The sequence below is a fragment of the Streptosporangium sp. NPDC003464 genome, assembly GCF_053588315.1.
Window position 1 is genome coordinate 1 of sequence record NZ_JBSFPS010000498.1, and the last position, 2,689, is coordinate 2,689.

The window sequence follows — 2,689 nt, forward strand, 5'->3', positions numbered from 1 at the left end:
CGGTCGGTGACCGTACCCGGCCTTCGCGTGGTGACGGCGCCGGGGGCCGGGCGCCGCGTGTGCCTTCCCGTGCCGGTGCGGCACGGGCCTTCCCACGCGTGGCACCGCCCGCGCCACGCGCTCCGGCCTGTACGGCGTGCGGCTCCTCGGCTAGATTGCCAACCAAGCATTCGCTTGGGCCGAGGAGGCGCTTTCCGTGCGGCGAGGCATCTACCTGATCGAAGAGGTCGACTTCCGGCCGATGAACTCCCGTAAGCCGCTGGAGTACCTGACCTGGCTCACGCGCTACAAGAAAGAGGACGAGACCCTCGGCGCCCCCGAGCTGACCAGGGGACTGTCGATCAGGTCGCGTGAGATCGACCTGGTGGGCGCCTTCTACGCCGTCGGCATCACCGGCCATCCGCAGTTCAGGGCCGTCACCCTCTGGGACTGCCACGGTGGCTGGGACGGCGGCTGGCGGCAGATGATGAACATCTATGACGGCGTGGACGACAGGCTCTTCCTGTCCGACATCGACGACCTGCGTTTCTCCGCCTTCTCCCGGCCGCTCGGCGCGGTGGCCGGCAGCCCGGCGCTGGCCGACATCACCGCCGAGGGTTACGCGGCGCCGTTCTACCTGTTCGAGAGCGCCCAGGTGCGGCCCGGCGCGGCGCTGGACTACCTGGACGCGGTCCGGCGCGAGCGCGCGCCCGTCCTGGCCGACCACGGCCACCGGCCGATCGGCCTGTACGAGGTGCTGTTCTGCGACAGCGAGGTCGTCACCCTCTGGGGCACGTCGCTGGAGGACCATCTGGCGTTGCAGCGGGCCAGGGACGCCGCGCTCGGCCTGGACGACGAGGCGGAGCCGGACCCGCGGCTGCTCGACTGGCGCAGACGCTCCCGCGAATTCCTGGCCGGTCCGTGGCGGGAGACCCTGCTCGCGCCGTTCCCCGGCTCGCGGCTCTCACCGGTCTAGGTTCACGCGCCGTCTCCGGACCCGCGTGGCCCGGACCCGCGCGGCCCGGACCCCGCCGCCTCGGGGCGGGGAGGGGCCGGGCCGCGCGACCGGGTCAGACGGGAGCGTTCCAGGTGAGGATGACCGGCTCCTCGCGCTCGTGGCCGAGCCGGGAGTAGGTGCCGGTGTCCAGGCGGAAGAGGCGGCCGTCCTCGGGCGGCAGGCCGAGCCAGCGGGCGCACAGCACCCGCAGGAAGTGCCCGTGGGCGACCAGCACCACCTCGCCGTCGACCGCGCGGGCCCGGGCGATCACCCGGTCGGCGCGGGCGGCGACCTCCTGCGCGCTCTCGCCGGGGTGCTCGGCGTCGCCGGGGACGATCCCGTCGCGCCACAGGAACCAGCCGGGGCGGGTCTTGCGGATGTCGGGGGTGGTGATGCCCTCGTAGCCGCCGTAGTCCCACTCCCACAGGTCGGGGTCGGTGTCGTATTCCGTCAGGCCGGCCAGCTCGGCCGTCCGGCGGGCCCGCAGCGCGGGGCTGACCAGGGCGAGGTCGAACGTCCGGCCCTTGACCAGCGGGGCGAGGGCCCGCGCCTGGTTGTCGCCCTTGTCGGTCAGTGGCAGGTCGGTGCGTCCGGTGTGGCGCCCGTCCCGGCTCCACTCGGTCTCGCCGTGCCGCAGCAGAAGCATCTCGTTCATGATGACCCCATCATGCCGGTACGGCATGCGGTGACCGGTCAGCGCCCCGCGAGCTCCTCGGCGACCGGGGTGAAGGCGTCCAGATCGCGCTCGTGGTGGAGCACGAAGTAGGAGAGGTCATGGGTGTCGCGCCAGTAGCGGAGCTTGTCCACGATGTCCTGGCGGGTGCCGAGCAGCACCTGGGGGGTCTCGTCCTGCCGGGAGGAGTCGGCGGCGCTCCACGGCTCGTCCGGCCGGCGGACGCCGAGCTGCTGGATGCTCGTGCCGAGCTCGATCCGGTCGTAGCGGCCGGCGGCGGCCCGCCGTACCACGTCGACCTTGGCGAGGAACGCCTCCAGGCCGCCGTCCATGCTGTCGGGGCCGGTGCCGTCGGGCCGCACCCGCATGCCGAGGTTGATCACGTCGGCCTCGCGGGCGGCCAGCCCGAGCATGCGGGGGCCGCCGCCGCCGAGCAGCAGCCGGGGGTGGGGCCGGCGGACGGGCTTGGGGTGCTGGTCCAGATCGGTGATCCGGTAGTGCTCGCCGTGGAAGGTGAACGGGCCGTCCGCCCAGAGCCCCTTGAGCACGGTGACCGCCTCGGCCAGCCGGTCCACCCGGACCCCGGGCGGCTCCAGCGGCAGCCCGGCGCAGGCGTAGTCGGCGGCCATCCAGCCGGTGCCCAGACCCAGCTCCAGGCGGCCCTCCGACAGCAGGTCGACGGTCGCCGCCTCCTTGGCGAGCACGGCCGGATGCCGGAAGTCGTTGGCGAAGACCAGGGTGCCGACCCGCAGGCGGCTGGTCGCGCAGGCGGCCGCGGTCATCGCCGCGACCGGCGCGAAACGGGGGCCGGTCAGGTGGTCGGGGACGAGCAGCACGTCGAACCCCGAGCCTTCCAGGCGGCGCGCCTTGTCGGCCCAGGCCCTGGCCGACCCGGCCTCCCGGACCACGGCGGCGAACCGGAACGGGCGGTCCATCGGAACCCCCTCTGCCTAAGCTCAACAAGCGCTTGCTAAGTTTAGGTGCGCCGGGCGGCCGGGGGAACCCGGGAGCGGGGGCCGGCCTCGCCGGGTGGGCGCGAC

Annotated in this window: 3 protein-coding genes; 1 reads left to right on the top strand and 2 read right to left on the bottom strand. The window is 73.8% G+C overall.

All coding sequences use genetic code 11. The annotated features are described in order from the left end of the window. The first annotated feature begins 196 nt into the window (after positions 1–196). A complete protein-coding gene (locus tag ACWDS7_RS47755) occupies positions 197–955 on the top strand; it encodes a hypothetical protein (RefSeq protein WP_451934714.1) in 759 nt (252 codons plus the stop codon). Between the two features lie 94 nt (positions 956–1,049). Here ACWDS7_RS47755 and ACWDS7_RS47760 read toward each other — a convergent pair whose 3' ends face one another. Both ACWDS7_RS47760 and ACWDS7_RS47765 read right to left on the bottom strand, forming a co-directional pair. Then, positions 1,050–1,631 (bottom strand): histidine phosphatase family protein, encoded by a 582-nt coding sequence (locus ACWDS7_RS47760; RefSeq protein ID WP_451934715.1) that lies wholly within the window; start codon positions 1,629–1,631, stop codon positions 1,050–1,052. Positions 1,632–1,669: 38 nt separating this feature from the next. Beyond that, the gene (locus ACWDS7_RS47765; protein WP_451934716.1) at positions 1,670–2,584 is read right to left on the bottom strand and encodes a TIGR03621 family F420-dependent LLM class oxidoreductase; all 915 of its coding nucleotides are present in this window, start codon (positions 2,582–2,584) and stop codon (positions 1,670–1,672) included. Positions 2,585–2,689: the final 105 nt, after the last annotated feature.

Coding starts and splice junctions, on each gene's coding strand:
- ACWDS7_RS47765 (WP_451934716.1), bottom strand. CDS start 2,584: ATGGACCGCCCGTTCCGGTTCGCCGCCGTGGTCCGGGAGGCCGGGTCG.
- ACWDS7_RS47760 (WP_451934715.1), bottom strand. CDS start 1,631: ATGAACGAGATGCTTCTGCTGCGGCACGGCGAGACCGAGTGGAGCCGG.